The organism is Streptomyces sp. AC1-42W (assembly GCF_003248355.1).
Classification (GTDB): domain Bacteria; phylum Actinomycetota; class Actinomycetes; order Streptomycetales; family Streptomycetaceae; genus Streptomyces.
In genome coordinates, this window is the sequence record NZ_QKWY01000001.1 from 1,408,634 (window position 1) to 1,428,395 (window position 19,762).

General features: G+C 73.3%; 17 protein-coding genes and 1 tRNA gene. 10 read left to right on the top strand and 8 right to left on the bottom strand.

Annotated elements, in window-relative coordinates; all coding sequences use genetic code 11:
* The first annotated feature begins 336 nt into the window (after positions 1–336).
* Both DNK56_RS06440 and DNK56_RS06445 read left to right on the top strand, forming a co-directional pair.
* Positions 337–1,116 carry a maleate cis-trans isomerase family protein gene (locus DNK56_RS06440; protein WP_111335531.1) on the top strand — a complete coding sequence of 260 codons (780 nt, stop codon included), beginning with the start codon at positions 337–339 and terminating at the stop codon, positions 1,114–1,116.
* Between the two features lie 103 nt (positions 1,117–1,219).
* The gene (locus tag DNK56_RS06445; protein WP_111335533.1) at positions 1,220–2,356 is read left to right on the top strand and encodes an LLM class flavin-dependent oxidoreductase; all 1,137 of its coding nucleotides are present in this window, start codon (positions 1,220–1,222) and stop codon (positions 2,354–2,356) included.
* Positions 2,357–2,368: 12 nt separating this feature from the next.
* Here the strand turns inward: DNK56_RS06445 and DNK56_RS06450 are convergent, their stop codons facing one another.
* Positions 2,369–4,171 (bottom strand): putative bifunctional diguanylate cyclase/phosphodiesterase, encoded by a 1,803-nt coding sequence (locus DNK56_RS06450; protein WP_111331288.1) that lies wholly within the window; start codon positions 4,169–4,171, stop codon positions 2,369–2,371.
* Positions 4,172–4,610: 439 nt separating this feature from the next.
* On the opposite strand from DNK56_RS06450, the gene DNK56_RS06455 reads away from it, so the two are divergent.
* Entirely contained in the window at positions 4,611–5,825 is a 1,215-nt protein-coding gene (locus DNK56_RS06455; protein ID WP_111331291.1) for a M6 family metalloprotease domain-containing protein, read from the top strand.
* Between the two features lie 63 nt (positions 5,826–5,888).
* On the opposite strand, the gene DNK56_RS06460 is transcribed toward DNK56_RS06455, so the two are convergent.
* The 3 genes from DNK56_RS06460 to DNK56_RS06470 form a co-directional block, all read right to left on the bottom strand.
* Positions 5,889–5,962 (bottom strand) — tRNA-Lys (locus tag DNK56_RS06460).
* On the bottom strand, positions 5,953–6,624 hold the full coding sequence (locus tag DNK56_RS06465; RefSeq protein ID WP_111331293.1) for a bifunctional DNA primase/polymerase: 672 nt from the start codon (positions 6,622–6,624) through the stop codon (positions 5,953–5,955). Before DNK56_RS06465 ends, DNK56_RS06460 begins: the two co-directional genes overlap by 10 nt.
* A gap of 120 nt (positions 6,625–6,744) precedes the next feature.
* Positions 6,745–7,086, bottom strand: coding sequence for a hypothetical protein (locus DNK56_RS06470; protein WP_111331295.1), 342 nt, complete (start codon positions 7,084–7,086; stop codon positions 6,745–6,747).
* A gap of 212 nt (positions 7,087–7,298) precedes the next feature.
* Between DNK56_RS06470 and DNK56_RS06475 the strand changes: the two genes are divergently transcribed.
* From DNK56_RS06475 to DNK56_RS06505, 7 genes are all read left to right on the top strand, one after another.
* Entirely contained in the window at positions 7,299–8,216 is a 918-nt protein-coding gene (locus DNK56_RS06475) for a ribokinase (protein ID WP_111331297.1), read from the top strand.
* Positions 8,213–9,247 (top strand): ABC transporter permease, encoded by a 1,035-nt coding sequence (locus tag DNK56_RS06480; RefSeq protein ID WP_111331299.1) that lies wholly within the window; start codon positions 8,213–8,215, stop codon positions 9,245–9,247. Before DNK56_RS06475 ends, DNK56_RS06480 begins: the two co-directional genes overlap by 4 nt.
* Before the next feature lie 49 nt (positions 9,248–9,296).
* Positions 9,297–10,328 (top strand): sugar ABC transporter substrate-binding protein, encoded by a 1,032-nt coding sequence (locus DNK56_RS06485; protein WP_111331301.1) that lies wholly within the window; start codon positions 9,297–9,299, stop codon positions 10,326–10,328.
* Positions 10,328–11,890 (top strand): sugar ABC transporter ATP-binding protein, encoded by a 1,563-nt coding sequence (locus DNK56_RS06490; protein WP_111331303.1) that lies wholly within the window; start codon positions 10,328–10,330, stop codon positions 11,888–11,890. The genes DNK56_RS06485 and DNK56_RS06490 overlap by 1 nt, the downstream gene beginning before the upstream one ends.
* A 56-nt stretch (positions 11,891–11,946) precedes the next feature.
* Positions 11,947–12,402 (top strand): D-ribose pyranase, encoded by a 456-nt coding sequence (rbsD, locus tag DNK56_RS06495; protein ID WP_111331305.1) that lies wholly within the window; start codon positions 11,947–11,949, stop codon positions 12,400–12,402.
* 121 nt (positions 12,403–12,523) lie between these two features.
* Positions 12,524–13,237, top strand: coding sequence for a deoxyribose-phosphate aldolase (gene deoC / locus DNK56_RS06500; RefSeq protein WP_111331307.1), 714 nt, complete (start codon positions 12,524–12,526; stop codon positions 13,235–13,237).
* A 110-nt stretch (positions 13,238–13,347) separates the two neighbouring features.
* Entirely contained in the window at positions 13,348–14,106 is a 759-nt protein-coding gene (locus tag DNK56_RS06505; RefSeq protein WP_111331309.1) for a GntR family transcriptional regulator, read from the top strand.
* A gap of 531 nt (positions 14,107–14,637) precedes the next feature.
* On the opposite strand, the gene DNK56_RS06510 is transcribed toward DNK56_RS06505, so the two are convergent.
* From DNK56_RS06510 to DNK56_RS06525, 4 genes are read right to left on the bottom strand one after another with little or no spacing between them, the layout of a single operon-like run.
* Entirely contained in the window at positions 14,638–15,972 is a 1,335-nt protein-coding gene (locus tag DNK56_RS06510) for an AAA family ATPase (protein ID WP_111331311.1), read from the bottom strand.
* On the bottom strand, positions 15,969–17,579 hold the full coding sequence (locus tag DNK56_RS06515) for a hypothetical protein (RefSeq protein ID WP_111331313.1): 1,611 nt from the start codon (positions 17,577–17,579) through the stop codon (positions 15,969–15,971). Before DNK56_RS06515 ends, DNK56_RS06510 begins: the two co-directional genes overlap by 4 nt.
* Positions 17,570–18,661 (bottom strand): hypothetical protein, encoded by a 1,092-nt coding sequence (locus DNK56_RS06520; RefSeq protein WP_111335535.1) that lies wholly within the window; start codon positions 18,659–18,661, stop codon positions 17,570–17,572. Before DNK56_RS06520 ends, DNK56_RS06515 begins: the two co-directional genes overlap by 10 nt.
* Positions 18,642–19,610, bottom strand: a complete 969-nt coding sequence (locus DNK56_RS06525) for a phosphatase PAP2 family protein (protein ID WP_199563931.1) — start codon at positions 19,608–19,610, stop codon at positions 18,642–18,644. Before DNK56_RS06525 ends, DNK56_RS06520 begins: the two co-directional genes overlap by 20 nt.
* Positions 19,611–19,762 lie beyond the last annotated feature (152 nt).

Genomic DNA, 19,762 nt, shown 5'->3' on the forward strand with positions numbered 1-19,762 from the left:
CCTGAAGGGTTCGACCAGTCCGGACAGGCTTGGCGCCTGCCCGATCCGGGGCGTCTATGCAGGGAGAAAGCGCATGTAATCGAACGGTGGCCGGAGGGTGACCTTCCCGTGTCCGCGGCTGGGACGGTAGGCGGTGTTTGGGCGGGATGTCCCGTGGACGGCGCCGTCCCGCGTCGGCTGCCCGCGCGGGCGCCGTTCATGCGTCCGGGGCCGTGCGATCCTCCGCTCCGGGCGATATCCGGGACGGATGGCGGAATACTGGAACAGGAGCGGGGAAACCGGTCAGTGCCGCCGCAACCACCGGCGCACGGACGCAGGCGCAGGGAAGGGATGGACATGACGACCGTCGGATTCCTCTATCCGGGCCACTTCGCCGAGGACGACTACCCGCGCATGGAGATCCTTCTCGACAGCACCATCAGACTCGTCGTCCACCACACCGAGAGCCCGGACGGCGCCTACCGCGAGGACGCCCTGCGCGCCCTGGGCACGCGCGGCCGGCTCGCCGCCGGCATCGAGGAGCTCCAGCGCTCCGGCGTCCAGTCCATCGTCTGGGCCTGCGACGGCGGCAGCTTCCCGTACGGGTGGCAGGGCGCCCACGACCAGGTCGCCGCCCTGGCCCGCGCGGCGGGCGTGCCCGCCTCCAGCGCGTCCATCGGCTTCGTGCACGCGGTACGGAAGCTGGGCGCCGCCCGCGTCGCCGTCGGCGCCACCTACCCGGAACCCGTCGCCGAACGGTTCGCCGCTTTCCTCCGCGAGAGCGGTACGGAGGTCACCGGCACCTACGCGGCGGGCGTCGCCGACGCCGCCGAGGCCGCCTCCTGGGACGGCGACCGGGTCCTCGGCCTGGCCCGCGCCGCCGACCGCCCCGACGCCGAGGCGATCCTGCTGCCCGACACGGCCCTGCACACCGTCGCCCACCTGCCCGCGCTGGAGGAGGCCCTCGGCAAGCCCGTCCTCACCGCGAACCAGGTCGCCGCCCGCGAGGCCCTGCGCCTCGCCGACCGCCCGGCCTTCGCGCCCCGCCTCGGCGCGCTCTTCGCCGGCCGCGAGCAGCCGCCCGCACCGGTGGGCCGGGGGAGCGGCCGGGCGTACGCACACGGAAAGAGGAGCTGAGCGGGCCGCGACCGCGGAATAAGCGGAGTCGTCCTCCTGTTTGTTCTTCCCGGAGATACGAGGCACTGACGCGCACCACCGGAAAGGCCAGGACGTGGACGAGATGCGAGGCGACGGAACCCTGAGCGACGGAACCCCGGGCGACGACGGGGGCCGGGGCGACGAGATCCGGGGCACCGCGCGGGGGACCGCCCCCGTGCCCCTGTCCGTGCTGGACCTGGTGACCGTCGGCAAGGGTCGCACCGCGAGCCAGGCGCTGCTCACCGGCGTCGAGATCGCCCGGCTCGCCGACCGCCGGGGCTTCCACCGCTACTGGGTCGCCGAGCACCACTCGATGCCCGGCGTCGCCTCCTCGTCCCCGGCCGTGCTGCTGGCCCACACCGCCGCCCGCACCGAGCGCATCCGGCTGGGCTCGGGCGGCGTGATGCTGCCCAACCACGCCCCGCTCGTCATCGCGGAGCAGTTCGGCACCCTGGAAGCGATGGCCCCCGGCCGCATCGACCTCGGACTCGGCCGCGCCCCCGGCACGGACGGCGCCACGGCCGCCGCCCTGCGCCGCACGGACCGGCCGGGCGAAGGGGCGGAGGACTTTCCGCAGCAGCTCATGGAGCTGACCCGGTTCCTGGACGACGACTTCCCGGACGGGCACCCCTACGCCCGCATCCACGCGGTCCCCGGACCCGTGCAGGCCACGGCCGAAGGCGGCGTCCAGTCCCCGGCGCGCCCGCCCGTCTGGCTGCTCGGCTCCTCCGGCTTCAGCGCCCGGCTGGCCGGGGTCCTCGGGCTGCCGTTCGCCTTCGCGCACCACTTCTCGGCCCGGAACACCGTGCCGGCCCTGGAGCTGTACCGCGACTCCTTCCAGCCGTCCACGGTCCTGGACGAGCCCTACGCGCTGATCGGGGTCGCCGCCCTGGCCGCCGACGAGGAGCGCGAGGCCCGGCGCCAGGTGCTGACCGGGGCCCTGTCGATGCTACGGCTGCGCTCCGGGCGGCCCGGCCTGGTGCCGACGCCCGAGGAGGCGGAGGCGTACGCCTTCTCCCCGATGGAGCGCGAATTCGTGGACAACTGGCTGGCCGACATCGTCCACGGCACCCCCGACGCGGTCCGCTCCGGCCTGGACGACCTGGTGAAGCGCACCGGCGCCGACGAGCTGATGATCACCGCCAACGCCCACGGCGGCGACGCCCGGCTGCACAGCTACGACCTGATCGCGGACGCGTACGGGCTGCCGCGGGAGTGAGCGGGTGCGGTGCTACGCGCCCGGGGCGCGCGTCCCGATGAGTTCGGCGATGCGCTCCGGGGCCACCGCCCGCGAGTAGAGCCAGCCCTGTCCGGTGTCGCAGCCGATCCGGCGCAGCCGCTCCGCCTGGCCGGCCGTCTCCACGCACTCCGCGGTGACGGTCAGGCCCAGGCGGTGCGCCAGTCCCACCATCGCCTCCACGATCGTCTCGTCGGCGGGGGAGGGGCGCGTCCCGTCCTCGTGGCGGAAACCGCGGACGAACGCGCCGTCCAGCTTGAGCGCGGACACCGGCAGCCGGCTCAGATAGGCGAGGTTCGAGTAGCCGGTGCCGAAGTCGTCGATGGCGATGCGGACGCCCATGTCGCTGAGGGCGCGCAGGGCGCGCAGCGGCCGGCCCGCCGAGCCCATCACCGCGGACTCGGTCAGCTCCAGTTGCAGCAGCGCCGGGTCGAGCCCGGTCTCCGCCAGGATCTGCGCGACATCGGTGACCAGGTCGGAGTCCCAGACCTGGCGCACCGCGACATTGACGCTGATGAACAGCGGTGGTTCGGCCGGGTGGTCGAGCTGCCAGCGGCGGGCCTGCCGGCAGGCGGAGCGCAGCACCCACCGGCCGAGCTGGACGATCGAGCCGTCCTCCTCGGCGATGGCGACGAACCGATTCGGCGCGAGCAGGCCGAACTGCGGATGGTTCCAGCGCACCAGCGCCTCCACCCCGTGCACGACCCCGTCCGCCATGCCGACCAGCGGCTGGTACTCGATGGTGAACTCGCCGCGCTCCACGGCCGGCCGCAGTGTCGAGGAGAGCGTCTGGCGGGTCATCCGGTGGGCGTTGCGCTCCGGGTCGAACAGGGTCCAGCGGCCCTTCCCGTCCGCCTTCGCCCAGTACAGCGTGGTGTCGGCGGCCTGCATCAGACCGGTGGCGGAGGTGCCCGCGACGGGCCGCTCGACCACGCCGATCGACGCCGAGACCGCCAGCCGCTGCCCGGCCAGGTCGAATGGCCGCTGGAGGGCGCCCAGGACCGAGCGCGCCAGCTCGGTGAGCTGCTCGGTGCCGGTGGACTCCTCGACCAGGATCGCGAACTCGTCGCCGCCGAGCCGGGCCACCAGCGGGGCGCCGGGCGCGTCCTGCCGGGCGGCGCAGTCCGTGAGCCGTCCGGCGACGGCCGCGAGCAGCCGGTCGCCGGCCGGGTGCCCCAGGGTGTCGTTGACCGCCTTGAAGCCGTCCAGGTCCAGGTAGCAGAGCCCGACGCGGGCGGTGCCGTCCCGGTCGGCCGGGGGCCGCAGCGCCGCCGCCAGCCGCTCGAAGAAGAGCGCCCGGTTGGGCAGCCGGGTCACCGGATCGTGCAGCCGGAGATGGCGCAGCCGCCGGTTCAGCTCCCGCCGGTCGCCCACGTCCGCGACGGAGAGCAGGACCCGGCCCGGCCCGTCCGCGTCCGCCGTCCGGCCGGGCATCGGTACGACGGTGATCTCGGCCCACAGCGTGCGGCCGTCGGGGAGCTTGAGCCGGCGGGTGCCGCGGAAGCGGGGGCGCCGGCCGCGCAGCACCTCGCGGTACGCGTGCCAGTCGCGGGCGTCCGCCGGGAGGTCCACCAGATCGGCGGCCGACCGCGCGGTGAGCGCGGCGGCGCGGGTGCCGGTGAGGGCGCCGAGCGCCTCGTTGGCGGTGACGATCAGGCCCTCGTGGTCCACGACGGCCATCGGCAGGGCGGCGGCACGGAAAGCGGCCCGATAATCATCACGCTCCGTGACCTCGGGTCGCTGTGCGGAAGGTGCCGGGCCCGCCGCGGGCACCGGCCCCTCGGGGGTTGCGCTCACCGTTCGCTCCGCCCTGCCGTGCTCTCCCGGACATCCCTGGTCGGACTGGCCCGCCGTGCCGGTTCGCCGTCGTGAGAGGCGGAAACCGCGCAGGAAAGGCGAGGTGAAGCATAGAGGGCGGCGCCCCGGCGGTTCCAGCGCGCGGGCCCCCGGCGGGGCCGCGTACGACTCGCACGGCCCAGGCGGACCCGATCCGGTCCGGCCTCGGGTGATTGGTTCTGCGCGCCTCTGTTTCCTCCCGTTGCCCACGTGATCGATTGTGACTGTACGTGAGGGGGTGACGGAGTGAGGCGACTGGACCCGACTGGGCGACCATGGCGTGACGAAACGCCTATAACGGCACAAGGTGGACGGCAGGTATCCGCTCGCCGCGCCGGAGGTAGATGTGCCGCGTCAGTCCGGGCCCTCGTCGGGGGCGGGGAGGCGGGTGGGGAGGCGGGTGGAGGGGCTCAGCCCCCGCGGGCTCACGGCCGGGCTGCTCTCGCTGGTGGCGCTCGTCGCCACCTCCCTCGTCGCCGGGCCCGTGGCCGCCGCCACCGGGGACGCCGCCCCCTGCGCGCTGCCCCGCACCGGTGCCCACCACTCCCTGGGCGTCGACCGCTGGAACGGCGCCTACCCGCGCCCGGTCCGCACCCTGGACGCGGTGATGGTCTTCCTCTCGTTCCCCGACGCCAGACCGGCCACCACCCCCGCCGAACTCACCGCCGACTACTTCCCGGCCACCACCCGGTTCTTCCGCCGCGCCTCGTACGGGAAGTTCACCCTGCGCCCGCACCCGCAGCGCCAGTGGATCGCGATGCCGAAACCCTCGACCTGGTACGGCATAAAGCGCGACTGGGACAGCGGCCGGCGCAGCGCCTATCTGCGCGACGCGATCCGGGTGGCCGACGCCCGGATCGACTTCTCGCGCTACGACATCGTCTACTTCGTCGCGGACCCGGACGCGCCGGGCGTCGACTCCGACGCCACCAAGGTCGTCAACTTCGACCGCCCGGTGCGCGCGGACGGCACGGACATCCGGCGCGTCGTCACCCTCTTCGAACAGCATCCGCCCGACCACAACGTCCTGGCCCACGAGACCGGTCACGTCTTCGACCTGCCCGACCTCTACCACCGTCCCTCGGACGACAAGGGCGACTGGGACACCTTCGTCGGCGACTGGGACGTCATGGGCAGCCAGTTCGGGCTGGCGCCCGACCTCTTCGGCTGGCACAAGTGGAAGCTGGGCTGGCTGGACGACCGGCAGGTGGTCTGCGTCCAGAGCGACCGGGTCGTCACCCTCGAACCGATGGCCGCCGTGCCCGTACGCGGCGCCACGCTCGGCACCCGGCTCGCCGTGATCAGGACCGGCGAGGGCACCGCGGTGGCCGTCGAGGCCCGCGGCGCCACCGGCAACGACAGCTCGACCTGCGCCGAGGGCGTCCTGCTCTACCGGGTGCGCAACGAGACGCCGTCCGGCGGGGGGCCCGTCGAGGTGCTCGACACGCATCCGGAGACCGACGCCTGCTGGGAGCGCTCGGTCTACCCGCCGCTCGCCGACGCACCCCTGCGCGTCGGCGAGACGTACACCGTGCCCGGCGCGCACACCACGGTCGAGGTCGCCGACCGGACGCCCTCGGGCGACTGGACCGTACGCATCACCACGGGCACCTGACCCGGTCCGCGCCCGGACAGCGAAGAAGCCCCCTCGCGAGAGCGAGGGGGCTTCTTCCGTCTGTGCGCCGCCAGGGACTCGAACCCCGGACCCGCTGATTAAGAGTCAGCTGCTCTAACCAACTGAGCTAGCGGCGCCTGCTGACGTCGTAGACCTTAGCACCCTGATCCGTGAGAGGAAAAATCGAAATCCGGGGCGTCGGAGCGGGCACCGAACGGGCCACCCGGACGCACGCCCACAGCAGGACGTCCGGCCCCGGCAGCCAGGGGTTGCGCGTGTCGGGGGCGACCAGCCAGCGCGGCCCCGCACAGCTGTCGCCGCAGGTCAGCGGAGGAACCGTTACGGCATCCCCGGTGCCGTGACACAGCAGCGCGGGCGTCCGCGCGCCGTCGCCCCACTCCTCCCAGTCCAGCAGCGAGGGCAGCCGCTGCGCGGTGCCCGGCGAGGCGAACAGCAGCATCCGCCCCCGGTGCGAGGCGACCGGGCCCGAACCCGGCCCGTCGGCCCACAGATGCTCCAGCATCCGGCGCCCGAACAGCGTCGGCACGTTCACCACGTCGAACGCCGTACCGCACGGCAGGACCCCCGGCGCCGTGGGGCGCGCCTCCCACTGGGACAGGGCGCTGCGCGGATACGCCGTCGCCCCGGCCAGCCACGCGGCACCGGCGGCGGTGATCTGCGCCGTCTGGTGCCGCGCGGGCTCGCGCAGCTCCGCGAAGGGGTCGCTGTCGTGGCCGGCGCGGAGGCAGGGTCCGTCGCCGTGGTGCAGGGTCGTTTCGTCAGGCAGCCATGCGGTCATGTGGACAGGTCTACCCGGAGTGATCGACCGGATTCCGAGAGTTGCCGAAAACCGGGACGCGATAACCGCGCGAGGAGTATGGTTCGCGCGGGCATATGCCCTTGGTGGTAGCCGGAGGCTCTAGGACGGCTGTGCGTTCAGCAGGGTCCGGCCGAACTCGACCATCTTCTTCGCGTAGTCCTCGGTCCACTCCGCGCGCCGCGCGATGTCCGCCGTGGTGAGCCGGTCGAACCGGCGCGGATCGGCCAGCTGGGCGGCGGCTATCGCCTGGAACTCCACCGCCCGGTCGGTCGCGGCCCGGAAGGCCAGCGCCAGCTCCGTCGCCCGGCCCAGCAGCTCCTTCGGGTCCTCCAGGGACTCCAGGTCGAAGAAGTGCTCCGGGTCGGCGGCGGCCGTCGCCGGCTCGAAGAGCAGGGGTGCGGGCCGCAGCCGCCGCTGGTCGCTCCGCTCGGTCTGTGCCATGTGCTTCCTCCTCGGACGGCCGGACGGCCACCCTCCATTGTCCGGCCCGCCGCAAGAGCGCCGCGAAGGCCGTCCCCGGAGCCGCCGGTCCATGTCTCGGAGACCGGGTGTCGCACGCTCGATTTCCGCCGTATGTCCGACCCTTGACTATGGACATCCCTATACCTACGATCCTCTTGTTCATGGTTGTCCATATACAAAGTGGGGTACCGATGAAGATCGCGGTTGTCGGAAGTTACGGTGCCGGCCTCACCATGCGGGTGCCCAGGACGCCCGCGGCGGGTGAGACCGTCTCGGGCGGCCTCTTCGACTCGGGCGCCGGCGGGAAGGGCAGCAATCAGGCCGTCGGCGCCGCCCGGCTGGGTGCCGAGGTCGCGCTCCTCACCGCCGTCGGCGACGACGAGTTCGGCCGCTCCGCGCGCGAGCTGTGGCGGCGCGAAGGGGTGAGCGCCGAGCATGTGGTCACCGCCGGGGCGCCCACCATGGTCGGCTTCATCCTGGTCGAGCCCTCCGGAGAGAACCGCATCGCCATCGCCCCCGGCGCTCTGGACGAGCTGAACGCCGACGCCGTCGACGCCTTCCGCGCCGAGATCGCCTCCGCCGACATCCTCGTGGTCTCCATGGAGATCCCCGAGGAAGCCGTCGTCGCCGCCCTCCGTGCCGGACGCGAGAGCGGCACCCGCACCCTGCTGAACCCGGCCCCCGCCCGGCCGCTGCCCGACGCGTGCTGGCCCCTCATCGACGTGCTCACGCCCAACCAGACGGAGGCCCCCGTGCTCCTCGGCCTCGGCGACGAACACGGGCTCGACGACGCGGACCTGGCCCGCGCGCTGCACGAACGCACCGGCGGCACCGTCGTCATCACCCGGGGCGGCGAGGGCGCGCTCGTCGCCCGGGACACCGGCGTCACCGAGGTGCCCCCGCACCCGGCCCGGACGGTCGTGGACACCACCGGCGCCGGGGACTCCTTCACCGCCGCCTTCGCCGTCGCCCTGGCCGAGGGCCGGCCCGTCGACCGGGCCGTCGAGTTCGCCACCGTCGCGGGCTCGCACACCGTGTCGATCGCGGGCGTCATCCCCGCCCTGCCCACCAGAGCTCAGCTGAACGCCCTGATTGGAAGTGCCTCGTGACCTCGACCACCACCAAGCCGCCCGCGGCCGCGGCGCCCTCCGACGCGGGCAGCCGGCCGTTCCCGCTCGCGCTGCGCAGACTGCTGCACGCGCGGGAGGGCGGTGTCTTCGCCGCGCTCGTCCTGCTCTTCGTCCTGGGCACCGTGCTCTCGCCGACCTTCGCCCAGTCCGACAACCTCCTCTCGGTGGGCCAGCAGATCGCGCAGATCGGCATCATGGCCGTCGGGGCGACCTTCGTCATCCTCAACGGCGAGATCGACCTCTCGGTCGGCTCCACCTACGCCCTCTCCGCGATCTCCACCGGAATGCTCATATCGGACGGCTGGAACTGGCCCGCGGCCATGCTCGTCGGCCTCACGGTCGGCGCCCTCGCCGGGCTGCTCAACGGCCTCGCCGTGGTGGTCCTCGGCGTCCCGTCCTTCATCGTCACCCTCGGCACGCTCAGCGTCTTCCGCGGCATCGCCCTGCTCATCTCCGACGGTGCCCCGATCTCGCTGAGCTCCTCCCAGCCCGGCGTCGCCGACTTCAACCTGCTCGGCCAGGGACGGCTGTTCGGCCTCGTGCCCATGCAGTTCGTCTTCTTCGCGGCCGTCGCCGCCGTCGGAGTCGTGCTGCTGGCCCGCTCCCGCTTCGGCTTCAACACGTACGCGGTCGGCGGCAACCAGGAGGCCGCCCGGCTCGTCGGCGTCAACGTCAAGCGGGTCAAGCTGACCGCCTTCGTCCTCTCCGGCTTCACCGCGGGCCTCGCCGGTGTCCTCGGCCTGTCCTTCCTCTCCTACGTGCAGGGCGTCACCGGACAGGGCCTGGAACTCACCGTCATCTCGGCCGTCATCATCGGCGGCGCCGCCCTCTTCGGCGGTTCCGGAACGATGTGGGGCACCATCATCGGCGTCGCCTTCATCGGTCTCCTCCAGAACATCCTCAACATCAAGGGCATCTCGTCCTTCTGGCAGACCGTCGTCACCGGTCTCGTCATCGTCGCCGCCGTCGCGGCCGACACCTGGCAGCGCAAACGCAAGACCCGCGCCTGATCCGCACCGCTCTTCCGCTGACCCACGGATTCGATGAAGGAGCTCTCCCATGTCCCCGCGCACCCTCCTCAGAAGCCTCACCGCGGCCACCGCCGCAGCAGTGGTCCTCTCCCTCACCGCCTGTGGCGCCGTCACCTCCGCCGACGGCGGCTCCGGTGACTCCGGCGACGGCTCCTTCGAGCTCGCCTCGTACATCCAGCAGCGGATCGACGACGACAAGCCGATGCGCATCAAGCTCAGCTACCACGACCCGTCCCTCGCCTTCGCCACACCGATCGCCGCCGGCATGAAGAAGGCCGGCAAGGAACTGGGCGCCGACGTCGCCCTCATCGGCCCCACCGGCGGCGACGCCGCCAAGCAGGTCTCCGAGATCCAGACCCTCATCCAGCAGAAGGCCGTCGACGGCCTCGCCGTCTCCTCCGCCTCCAGCGACGCGCTCAAGCCCGTCATCAGCCAGGCGTACAGGGCGGGCATCCCGATCATCTCCTTCAACACCGACAACCCCGACTCCGAACAGATGGGATTCGTCGGCCAGGACCTCAAGGGATCGGGCAAGTCCCAGGCCGAACAGCTGCGCAAGGACCTCAAGGGCGACGTCAACGGCAAGTCCGTCGTGGTCTTCTCCGTCGACACCGGGGCCGGCTGGTCGCACGACCGCTTCAACGGCTTCAAGGAGGGCCTGGACGGCAGCGGACTGAAGATCGTCGGCCCGGTCAACGTCGGCAACGAACCCAGCAGCGCCTACAACACCGTCGAGTCCACCATGTCCGGCCAGTCCGGTGTGGCCGCCGTCGCCGGCCTCGACTGCTGCTCCACCACGGCCGCGGCCAAGTGGGTGGCCCAGTCCGGCAAGGCCGACGACATCACCGTGGGCGGCTTCGACCTCCTCACCCAGACCGCCGAGTACATCGAGCGCGGCGTCCTGAACTTCAGCATCAGCCAGAACCCGGCCGAGCAGGGCTACCAGGCCGTCAAGGTGCTGCACGACTTCCTCGCCGACGGCACCGAGATCAAGGGCGTGGACACCGGAGCCCAGTTCGTCACCCGCGACAACCTCGCCGACGTGGCCGTGGAGGATTGATGACCACCGCACCCCGCGACGCCTCTCCCGGAGGCCCGGACCGCACCGCGGACCGGGGCACCGGCGGACCGGCCGTCCAGATCCGCGGCCTCTCCCGCAACTTCGGTCCTGTCCGCGCCCTGCACGACGTCTCCTTCGACGTCCCCGCCGGCGACATCACGGCCCTCCTGGGCGAGAACGGCGCCGGCAAGTCGACCCTGCTCAAGATCCTGGCCGGTCTCCAGCCGCCCAGCGAGGGCAGCGTCACCGTGTTCGGCGAGGAGGTCACCTCCTTCGAACCGGCCACCATGCTCAGCCGGCACGGCGTGGCGATCGTCCCCCAGGAACTGTCGCTGCTGGCCGACCGCACCGTCGCCGAGAACGTGCTCAGCGGAGTCGAACCCGGCAACCGCTGGTTCCCCTCCCGGCGCCGCATGGTGGAACGCACCACCGAACTCCTCGCCGAACTCGACCTCCGCCTGGACCCGAACGCCTCCGTCCGCACCCTGGACCTGGCCACCCAGCAACTCATCGTGGTGGCCCGCTCCATCGCACGGGGCTGCCGTGTTCTGATCCTGGACGAACCCACGGCGATGCTCACCCCCGCCGAGGCCGACCGCCTGTTCGCCCTCATGGACAAGCTCAAGGCCGCCGGGACGACCATGCTCTACGTCTCCCACCGCATGCCGGAGGTCTTCCGGCTGGCCGACCACATCCAGGTCCTGCGCGACGGCGGCCACGTCGCCTCCTGGCGCAGCGAGGACACCACCCCCGACCGGGCCGTCGCCGCCATGGTCGGCCGCGAACTGGGCCGGTTCACCCGCCGCGCCGGCACCGTGCCCACTGCCGAACCGGCCCTCAAGGTCCGCGGACTGAGCGGCAGGCGCCACCGGGACATCTCCTTCGACCTGCGCCCCGGAGAGATCCTCGGCGTCGCCGGACTCCCCGACTCCGGCCGCGTCGAACTGCTCCACAACCTCTTCGGCGGGGACTCCGGCACCGGCGGCACCGTGGAACTGCTCGGCGAGCCCTACGAACGGCGCAACCCGATCGCCAGCGTCGAACGACGCCTCGCGTTCGTTCCCGGTGAGCGCCGCGCACAGGGCCTGCTGACCACGATGAGCGTCGGTGAGAACGTCGGCGCCCTCACCACGAAGGCGTTCAGCCGGCTCGGTCTGATCCGCCGCCGCGCCTTCGACGCCGCAGCCACCGAGCAGGCCCGGCGGCTGGGGGTCAGGACCGCCACCATGACCCAGCCCATCACCAGCCTGTCCGGCGGCAACCAGCAGAAGGCCGTCCTCGGCCGCTGGCTCGCCATCCGACCGGGCGTGCTCATCCTCGACGAGCCCACCCGCGGCGTGGACATCGGCGCCAAGGCCGAGATCTACGCCCAGCTCACCGAACTCGCCGACAAGGGCCTGGCGATCCTCTGCTCCTCCTCCGACCTGCCCGAACTGCTCACCCTCACCGACCGCATCGCGGTGATGAGCGAAGGCCGCCTGGTGGCCGTCGTCGACTCCGTCGACGCCACCGAGGAATCCGTCATGACCCTCGCCACCGGAGCGGCACCGGCCGCGGCCTGACCCCGCCCGCCCACAGACCCGACGGTCCCCGAGGCCCCACCCGAAAGGAACCCACCATGAAGCGCTCCGGCATCCTCAACGCCGAACTCGGCGGAGTCCTCGCCACTCTCGGCCACACCGACCTGCTGCTCGTCGTCGACGCGGGCTTCCCCGTACCGCGCGACGCGCACCGCATCGACCTGGCCCTCGCCGAGAACCTGCCCGACCTGCGCACCGTCCTCGGCCTGATCGCCGACGAACTGGTCGTCGAAGGCGTCGTCCGCGCCGAGGACGTCCCGAGCCACAACCCCCGCCTCGACTCCTGGCTGCACGAGCGCTTCGCCGGCGCCGAGTTCACCACCCGCCCGCACGCCGAGGTCCTCGGCGACCTCGCCCGCGAGGCCAAGGCCGTGGTGCGCACCGGAGCCTTCGAGCCCTGGGGCAACATCGGCCTCTACTGCGGCGTCGACGCGCCCCGCTGGTTCGGCGGCGAGGGCGTCGTCGTCCCCGAGCAGTACGCCTCCAAGGTCTGAACCGTGCCGGCCCGCACCCGGGCCGGACGGCACCGTCAACTCGCGGCGGCAACCCGTGGAGAAGACCCGGTGGCCGATCCGCCGGACTCCCGCCGCCACCCCAACCGAGGGAGATCACCCCGTGTCCGAAACCATCGTCAATCCCGCCGAACTCGACCTCACCCCTGCTGAGTTGGCGCCCTTCATCCAGCACACCAAGATCGACCCGGACGCGACGCGCGACGAGATGATCGCCCACGCCCGGGAGGCCGTCACCCACGGCTTCAACGCGGCGATGGTCCCCGCCTCCTGGCTGCCGGTCGTCGTCGCCGAGCTGAAGGGCACCGGCGTCGAGGTGGCCTCCGCCCTGGACTTCCCGACCGTCGGCGTCATGACCAGCGCCGGGAAGGCCGCCGAGGCCGCCGAGATAGCCCGCCTCGGTGCCGACCAGCTCGACATGGGTGTGCAGGTCGGCTGGATCAAGAGCGGCCGCTACGACGACTTCCGCGAGGACATCGCGGGCGTCGTGCGCGCTTCCGGCCTGCCCGTCAAGGTCATGCTGGAACTGCCGCTGCTGACCGACGCCGAGAAGGAGGCCGCCGTCGAACTCGCGATGGAGGCGGGCGCGTCCTTCCTGAAGAACGCCAGCAGCGGCCAGATCGAGACTGCGAATCCCACCAGCATTCGTTACCTTGTTGACCGGGCGCGAGAAGGGGTCCGGGTGAAGGCATCCGGCTCGATCAAGAGCTACCGCCAGGGCCTGGAGCTGCTGCGGGCGGGTGCCTCCCTGCTCGGGACCAGCGCCGGCCTGGCGATCATCACCGACACCGGTGACGCGTCCACCGCCAGCTACTGACCGGAAACCACCCAGCCGTACCCCGGCCGCCCGCGCGGCCGGGGTACGGCTTCCACGCCGGGGCGACACCCGTCTCCCCGGCGACTGCGCAGTAAGGAGATGCGACCACTGTGACGGCCGACAAAGGCGGGCTCCCAGGCATCAAACGGGACGTCCCCACGGCGATCCACATCCAGATCTCGGAGCACATCCGGCTGCGGATCGCCGGCGGCGAGTGGCCGCCGCACTACCGGCTCAAGAGCGAGCCGGAGCTGGCCCGGGAGTTCGGGGTCAGCCGCGGCACGCTGCGCAGGGCGCTGACCACCCTGATCGAGGAGGGCCTGCTGCGCCAGGTCCGGGGCCGGGGCACCTTCGTGACCTCGACGACGATCGAACCCGCCATCGCGCAGAAGCTGAGCACCCTGTCCGAGGACTTCGCCGACCAGGGCGTGGTGACCACGACGACGGTGCGCGAGTGCGCGCTGATAGAGCCGCCCAAACCGGTCTCCGCCCTGCTGGACGTGTCCCCGGAAACTCGCGTCCTGCGCCTGGTCCGGGTGCGGCGCACCGAGCAGGGGCCGGTCGCCCTGCTGTTCAACTTCGTGCGCACCGACCTCGCGCCCGGCATCGAGAAGGTCGACTTCACTTCGGCCAGTCTCTTCGGCGTCCTGGAGGGCACGTACGGGCTGAAGATCGCCACGGCCCGTCGCACCTTCGGCGCGGAGGCGGCCGGCGCCGACGTCGCCGCCGACCTCGACCTCGCCGAGGGCGCCCCGGTCCAGTACCTCCAGCAGGTCACCTACCTCGCCGACGACCGACCCGTCGAGTACTCCGACGTCTGGATCCACAGCGGCCGGCTCCGTCCGACATCCCTCCTGCTGCGCCGCTGAACGCGGCGGCGCTCAGGGGGCCCACCGCACCCGGTGTTCCGTCAGGTGGGCCAGGACCGCGTGGTTGGCCTCCCAGCCGTCGGGGGCTGTGACCGTTGGCCGCCTCCGGCGGCGTGCCGGACTCCGTCCGGCAGGTGGGGTGGCGCCGGGCTGAACGCCTGCCGGGGCGGCCTCCGGAGCGGCGATCAGGAACGCCAGGCCACCCGGTGTTCCGTCAGGTGGGCCAGGACCGCGTGGTTGGCCTCCCAGCCGTCGGGGGCTGTGACCGTTGGCCGCCTCCGGCGGCGTGCCGGACTCCGTCCGGCAGGTGGGGTGGCGCCGGGCTGAACGCCTGCCGGGGCGGCCTCCGGAGCGGCGATCAGGAACGCCAGGCCACCCGGTGTTCCGTCAGGTGGGCCAGGACCGCGTGGTTGGCCTCCCAGCCGTCGGGGGCTGTGACCGTTGGCCGCCTCCGGCGGCGTGCCGGACTCCGTCCGGCAGGTGGGGTGGCGCCGGGCTGAACGCCTGCCGGGGCGGCCTCCGGAGCGGCGATCAGGAACGCCAGGCCACCCGGTGTTCCGTCAGGTGGGCCAGGACCGCGTGGTTGGCCTCCCAGCCGTCCGGGAACTTCACCGTGACGCCCAGTTGGACCGGTTCCGTCGAGGGGTGTTCGTCCAGGAGGTCCGTCACGCCCTCGCGGCAGACCACGACGCACGCGTGGCGGTGGCGGGAGGCCAGCACGCACAGCCGGCCCGTCTCCAGGTGGAACGCGGTGGCGTCCGGGCGGCCGGACAAGGGGTGCAGCACCACCGTGACGTCGAACTCGCGGCCCTGCAGCCGGTTCGCCGTGTCCACCGCGACCCCGGTCACGCCCAGGTCCGCCAGCGCGGCCCGCACCGCCGCCGCCTGGTCCCGGTGGGCCGTGCCGACCGCGACCCGGTCCGCCGTCACCGGCGCCGGGTCCGGGGAACGCTCGCTCGTGGCCGCGCCGCCCCGGTCCAGCAGCCGGCGGACCACCAGGGCCACCGCCCCCACCGCCTCCGGGTCGGTGCGCGGGGTGTGCCGGGCCGGCAGTTCGAGCAGGCCCCAGCCCGACTCCGCCGCCTCGTCCAGCACCCGGTCCGCCGCCGACCCGTCCGACGCCACCCCGAAGGACAGCCGCCGGTCACCGTGGTCCGTACCGCTGCGGAACGGCGTGTACGGGTAGAACGCGTCCGACACCAGCGGCGCGGCCGACGCCGGCAGCCGCCAGGAGACCGGCAGCCGGTGCTGCGGCAGCTCCGGATTGTGCGCGAGCAGCGTGCTCACCGCACTGGCCGCCGGGTCGTAGCTCAGCCCCGCCCACTGGTCCGCGCCGACGATCGAGAACGGGTCCAGCTGCCCCGGGTCACCCACGAACAGGGCCCGCTCGAAGAGCCCGGCCACCGCCAGCAGCGCGTCCGACCGCATCTGGTACGCCTCGTCGACGATCGCGTGCCCCCACGGCTCCACGTTCTTCACATGGGCCCACTTCGCCGCCGTCGAGATCACCACGTCCAAGTCCGCGAGATCGGCCGCCTTCGCCGACTTCCGCACGTTCGCCAGACCGTCCAGCACCTTGTCGTACGGATCGGAGTCGCTGCTGTGCAGCCGGCCGACCGGCAGCTCGGGCTCCTTCTCGGCGAGCCGCACCACCAGGTCGTCCACCTGCGCGTTCGTCTGCGCGACCACCATCAGCGGACGCCCCGCCGCCGCCAGCTCCAGCGCGGCGCGCACCACCAGCGTCGACTTCCCGGCCCCCGGCGGGGAGTCCACCACGACCCCCCGCGCCGAGCCGTTCAACGTGTCGTCCAGGATCTTCGCGGTGGCCAGGCCCGCCGCCGCGCCCGGATCGAAAACGGCCGTCACAGCAGGTCCTCCTGGGTCACGGGATCGGGTTGCTCCGCGGCGTCGAGGCCGCCCGGCGGACCGCCGTGGGTCCACGGCGTCTCCTCCGCGTCCGGCAGCCGCGGCCCGCCGCGCTGGTCGTGCTCGAACAGGGTCCAGGCGATCCGGTCGCCCCGCTCCGGGACCGAACCCGGCACCGGCTCCTTGCCGCGCCCCATCCGGTCCGTGATCCGCAGTACCAGCGACAGCGCGCCGCCCTCCTCGTCCGCCGGCTCCAGCGCCACGAACTCGGCGGTCTGCGGCCTGCCGTCCAGCGAGCGGTACACCTTGACGCCCGCGGCCAGCTGCGGCCGCTCGTCCGTGCGGACCGTGACCAGCGGGCGCGGTGTGGGCCGCTTCGACTCGGAGTACGCCATCTCCACGTCGCACACCTCGCCCACGAACGCCTCCCCGGCCAGCCGGCGGCCCGCCATGACCAGCGGATCGTCCAGCGCCTCCTGCGCCTCCAGCTGCGCCTGGGCCGTCTCCCGCGAGGCCAGCTTGCGGGCGGCCGTCACCGCGTCGTCCCGGCGGGGTTGCGGCGGCTCACCGGAGCGCACCCGGTCCCGGTGCGCGGTGAACGACCAGCGGTCCCTGGTCCAGCGGTCCTCGGCCCTGGCCCCCTCGGGCAGCTCCCGCAGCAGGTCCAGGCCCCGCCACACCGCGTCCCAGGTCGGCCGGAGCACCCCGGCCAGCAGCGCCCTGATCTCCCGCTCGGCGCCGGTCAGCTCGGCCAGCCGGGCATCGGCCGCGAGCCCGTCCTCCGCCGCCGCCAGCGAGCCGCGCGCCCGGTCGTACCTCTCGATCGTGGGGGCCAGCAGCCGGTTGTCGAAGTCCGGATCGGTGGCCGGACCGGCCGGCGGGCACAACAGCTGCCCCGCCGCGTCCCTGGCCAGCTCGGCCCGGAGCGCCGCCTCGGCCCCCGACGCGCCGGCCGGCGGGTCGATCCAGGCGAGCAGGGCCCCCAGATGCTGGTCCTCCAGATTCGACTGGCCGGTCGCCCAGTGCCGGTTCAGCAGGTCCGTGCAGGCCAGCAGCAGGGAGGAGCCGGGGACCCGCGCCCGCTCCCCGTAATGCGTCAGCCAGCGCCCGAGCAGCGGCACCCGCGCGGGCGCCGGGTACGGGGTGTCCGGATCGTCCTCGGCGGTGCGCCGGAACCGCATCGAGCGGCCCAGCAGCCGGACGAACTCGATGCCCGCCCGGCTCGGTACCACGAGCTGCGCGGCGTCCACGCACAGCTCCGTCTCGACCTTGACCCGCTTGCCCGTCGCCGGATCGGCCTCGCTGCGCTCGGCGGGCTCCACCACGTCGGTGTACGCCTCGATGTGCGGCAGGACCGCCTCGGCCAGGTCGGCCAGGAACGCGAAGCGCAGGTCGCGGTCGCGGGGCTGGGGCACGGCCAGCAGCCGGGGCGCGTCCCGGTCCGTGCCGACGAGGGCGCCGAGCGGGGCGCCCGCCTCGCCCGCCGTGGTCAGCGGCACCAGGACGAGCGGCCGGTCCGTCAGCCGGCGGTGGCGGACGGTGGCCGTGGGCCGGGCCCGGCCGCTCTCCACGGCCTCCATCCGGGCCAGGGTGCTGATCAGTGACACAGGGCCCGCCCCTCCAGCGCCTCGGCGCGCAGGGCGGCCGCTCGGCGCAGGGCGGCGACCGCCGGGTCCGCCGGATCACCCTCCTTGCCCGAAGCCGCCGCCAGCACCCCGGCGACCGTCGTCAGCCCGCCCAGCTCACCGCGCACCCCGCGCCCCAGCGCCTCCACGGCCCCCTCGGCGCGGGCCCGCGCCCGGCAGTGGAAGGCCAGCTCGCAGGCGGACAGGCACTCCGGCGCGTAGGCGGCGGCGACCGACTCGACGGCCGACGCCAGCTCGCAGGGGGAGCGCTCCGGATCGAAGGTGGCGCCCTCGGGCAGGGCCGCCGCGATCTCCTCGACCCGGGTCAGCCGGGTCAGCTGGCGGCGGGTGACCGCGCGCTGCTTGCGTACGTCCACGACGGAGGCGGCCGGCAGGTTGGAGAAGTCCTTCGGGCACACCAGCAGCACCCGGTGGCCCACCCGCGCCCCGTCCGTGACCTCGGCGACCCGCTCCAGCGCCAGCACGTAGACCGCGGACTGGCGGGCCGCGGCGCCCACCTTCGCGGCGTCCGCCGAGCCGTCGATCATGGGGAACGACTTGATCTCGACGACCGTCCAGGTGCCGTCCGGATGCACCACCACCGCGTCCGGCTCCAGATAGGCCGGCGAGCCCGCCACCTCCAGGGCCAGCATCGGATGGTCGAGCAGCGCCCAGCCGGCCGCCTCCGTCGCCTCCCGCAGGGCGAGCGCGGTCCTGGCGGCGCGGCCCTCGGGCCCGGCGGCGGCCAGATCGGGCACCCGCACCTCGCGCGGCGGTTCGCCGCCGCCCCCGAGCCGTTCGTACAGCAGCCGCATCAGCTCCGTACCGCCGTCGGCCTTGACCCGTGCCTCGAAGGCGTTGCCCCGCATGAAGGCGAACTGGGACTGGCCGAACGGGGCCGGTGAGCCCAGCGCGGAGGCGAGCGCGCCCTTGTCCACCCCGGCGCCGTCGAGCAGGGCGCGCCGCTTGCAGCCCGGATTGGCGGCGAGCGCGGCGAGCGCGCGGGCGTCCAGCGGACGCGGCGCGACCGCCGGGCCCCTCAGCTCAGCGAGCCGCCGTCGCAGGGTCCCCGTCGGGGGCGCGTCCCGCCCGGTCGGAGGCGTCGGCCCGGCGGGGCGGGCCGTCCGCCGCCGCGTCGGATGGTTCTGCGGAGGAGGTCCGCTGGCCGGGGATTCGCTCACCCGCCGAAGTCTCGCACCCGGCACTGACATCCGGGGACTCCACCGCCGTGCCCGGCTTGCCGAAGCGGACCGGGAGCGCCGCCCTGACCCGGCCGGCCAGGCGCGTCACGGGCCGGGCGAGCAGGGCCCCGACGCCCATCACGGCGCAGCCGGCGACCGCGTCCAGGAAGTAGTGGTTGGCGGTGCCCATCACGATGAACGTGGTCACCAGCGGGTAGGCGATGCCGGCCGCCCGCAGCAGCGGGTGCTTGGCGTGCCGCCACAGCAGGATGCCGCACCACAGCGCCCATCCCACGTGCAGGCTGGGCATCGCGGCGTACTGGTTGGTCATGCCGCCCATGCCGCGCGGCGCGCTCGCCTCCGCACCCCACCAGCCGTACGAGCTGTACTGGGCCATCGTGTCCACGAAGCCGTGCTTCGCGTCCAGCAGCCTGGGCGGGCAGGTCGGCATCAGCGTGAAGCCGATCAGCCCGAGCATGGTGGAGGTCATCAGCCAGGTGCGGGCCCGGCGGTAGAGCGCGGAGTGGCGCCGGAACATCCATATCAGCACGGCCGGTGTGACCACGTAGTGCAGCGAGGCGTACGCGAAGTCGGAGGGTATGCCGATGGAGGGGTGTGCCGTGAACAGGCGGTTGAGCGGGTGCTCCGCGTTCAGGTACAGCGCCTTCTCCAGGCGCAGGATGGCCAGGCCGTGGTCCACGGCCGTGGACACGTCGCCGCGTACGAGGAGGCGGCCCCCGGAGTACGCCGCGTACACCAGGGCCAGGAGCGGCAGCTCGGTCCACCAGCGGGGCCGGTGACGCGGAGCGGGCGCGGTGGTGGCGTGCGGCATCCGGAACTTCTCCATCACGTTTTCATGCGGCCGACTGCGGGCGTCCAACCGTACGGTGCTTGTCGGCCGTGTGTCCCCCTGGGGTGTGGTCGGCACCCCTTCGGTCACTGCCCGTTTCCCTCTGTGGTGTGTGGGACGCCGGGGCGGCCCGC

Excerpts from the sequence above, each read along its gene's own strand:
- DNK56_RS06440 (WP_111335531.1), top strand. The coding sequence starts at position 337 with ATGACGACCGTCGGATTCCTCTATCCGGGCCACTTCGCCGAGGACGAC.
- DNK56_RS06445 (WP_111335533.1), top strand. The coding sequence starts at position 1,220 with ATGCGAGGCGACGGAACCCTGAGCGACGGAACCCCGGGCGACGACGGG.
- DNK56_RS06465 (WP_111331293.1), bottom strand. The coding sequence starts at position 6,624 with ATGACCGCATGGCTGCCTGACGAAACGACCCTGCACCACGGCGACGGA.
- DNK56_RS06470 (WP_111331295.1), bottom strand. The coding sequence starts at position 7,086 with ATGGCACAGACCGAGCGGAGCGACCAGCGGCGGCTGCGGCCCGCACCC.
- DNK56_RS06475 (WP_111331297.1), top strand. The coding sequence starts at position 7,299 with ATGAAGATCGCGGTTGTCGGAAGTTACGGTGCCGGCCTCACCATGCGG.
- DNK56_RS06485 (WP_111331301.1), top strand. The coding sequence starts at position 9,297 with ATGTCCCCGCGCACCCTCCTCAGAAGCCTCACCGCGGCCACCGCCGCA.
- DNK56_RS06490 (WP_111331303.1), top strand. The coding sequence starts at position 10,328 with ATGACCACCGCACCCCGCGACGCCTCTCCCGGAGGCCCGGACCGCACC.
- rbsD (WP_111331305.1), top strand. The coding sequence starts at position 11,947 with ATGAAGCGCTCCGGCATCCTCAACGCCGAACTCGGCGGAGTCCTCGCC.
- DNK56_RS06525 (WP_199563931.1), bottom strand. The coding sequence starts at position 19,610 with ATGCCGCACGCCACCACCGCGCCCGCTCCGCGTCACCGGCCCCGCTGG.